This is a genomic window from Roseateles sp. P5_B10, from assembly GCF_056400485.1.
The window spans coordinates 1-1,739 of record NZ_JBFULE010000987.1 but is presented as its reverse complement, the minus strand read 5'-3'; the positions used below and the strand labels follow the sequence as shown (position 1 = coordinate 1,739).

Sequence of the window (1,739 nt, the reverse complement as noted above, 5' to 3'; positions counted from 1 at the left end):
TAGGACGCCGAGGACGCATCGCCCTCGACGAAGACCTCGCCGGGCGAGCGATAGCGGCTTCCGGCCGGGATGATGAAAGCCTCCCAGCCTTCACGCTTCACCGCGATGCCAAAACGCTCCAGCAGGGCCAGCGTGATCTCGATATAGGGCTTGGAGATCAGCTCGCCGATGACCTCGATGCGAATGTCGCGCTCGGCCACCAGCGGCAGGGCCAGCAGCAGGGCCGTGAGGAACTGGCTGGACACGTCACCGCGCACGCGCACCGGCGTGTCCAGCGCAAGCTGGGAAGGGCCGCGCAGGCGCAGCGGCGGGTAGCCTGCATTGCCGAGGTCGTCGATCTCGCAGCCCAGGCCGCGCAGCGCGTTGACGAGATCGCCGATGGGGCGCTCATGCATGCGCGCCACGCCGGACACCTCGAAGCTCGCCCCCTGCGTCGCGGCCAGCAGAGCGAGCGCTGCGGTCAGCGGTCGCATGGCGGTGCCGGCGTTGCCGAGAAAGAGTTTGGCGTCCTTGGCGCGAAGGCGGCCACCCAGGCCGTCGATGACGACGRCCTCGCCTTCGTTCCAGACGCCGCAGCCGAGCGCCCGCAGCGCATCGAGCATGACGGCCGTGTCGTCGGACGCCAGCAGGTCGCGCACGACGGTCTTACCTTCGCTCAAGGCTGCCAGCAGCAGCACGCGGTTGGAAATGCTCTTGGAACCGGGCAGGCGCACGGTGCCTGCGGCGCCGCGCAGCGGCGGCAGGTCGAGAAAGGGGATCTTGAACATCACTTGCCGGCTGGTCGGCCGGGAGGAGGGGCAGGGGGCGGATTGCCCCAGGCCGAACGGCCTTCGGAGATGGGACGCAGCGCGGCTTCCAGGGCCGGCGCGTCACCGGATTCGATCAGCGCTTCGAGCTGATCCAGCATGGTGCGAAAACGCTTGGACTGGGCCAGCACCTCGTGCTTGTTGGCCAGCAGGATGTCGCGCCACACGGACGGCTCGCCGGCGGCGATGCGGGTGAAGTCGCGAAAGCCTGGGCCGGCCAGGCTCAGGTAGTCGCGCGCGGCCGGCTGCTCGGCGATGGCCTGGAAATAGGCAAAGGCCAGCAGATGCGGCAGGTGGCTGACTGCGGCGAAGGCCGCGTCATGGTTGTGCGGCCGCATCTTCAGCACCGTGGCGCCCAGGGCGGACCAAACGTCGGTTGCACGCTGCACCAATTGCGGATTGGTGAAGGGCTGGGGTGTCAGGATGACCTGACGGCCTTCGTAGAGATTCGCCTCGGCATGCTGGACACCGCCCGACTCCTTGCCGGCGATGGGATGGCAGGGCACGAAGCTGGAAGAGCGGTCACCCAGGGCGCGGCGCGCGGCCTCGATGACGTCGCACTTGGTCGAGCCGACGTCCATGAACAGGACGCCCGGATTGACGAGGTGGCGGATGGCCTTGAGCGTGCTCTCGGTGGCCGACACGGGTACCGCGATCAGCACGATGTCCGAACCTGACACCGCCAGCAGCGCCGATTCGGCGGCCACATCGATGACGCCCAGCTTCTTGGCCTGCTCCGTCGTGGACGGCGACTTGCTGTAGCCGACGACGCGTTTGACCAGGCCGGCTTTTTTCATCGCCAGCGCGAAGCTGCCACCCATCAGGCCGCATCCAATCACGCCGAGCTGTTGAAACATGGTTAGTTTTTCACCGGGTAGGCGCCCAGCATCTTGAAGAAGGCGCAGAGCTCGCGCAACTCAGCCAGCGCGTCGG

General features: G+C 67.5%; 1 protein-coding gene and 1 pseudogene. Both read right to left on the bottom strand.

The genetic code is table 11. The features are described 5' to 3' along the window. Positions 1 to 767 (bottom strand): annotated as a pseudogene (locus AC1DU6_RS30035) (bifunctional 3-phosphoshikimate 1-carboxyvinyltransferase/cytidylate kinase); the annotation flags it as partial. Beyond that, positions 767 to 1,663, bottom strand: coding sequence for a prephenate dehydrogenase (locus AC1DU6_RS30030; protein ID WP_056202119.1), 897 nt, complete (start codon positions 1,661 to 1,663; stop codon positions 767 to 769). The gene AC1DU6_RS30030 and the pseudogene AC1DU6_RS30035, both read right to left, overlap by 1 nt. Positions 1,664 to 1,739: the final 76 nt, after the last annotated feature.

Coding starts and splice junctions, on each gene's coding strand:
- AC1DU6_RS30030 (WP_056202119.1), bottom strand. CDS start 1,663: ATGTTTCAACAGCTCGGCGTGATTGGATGCGGCCTGATGGGTGGCAGC.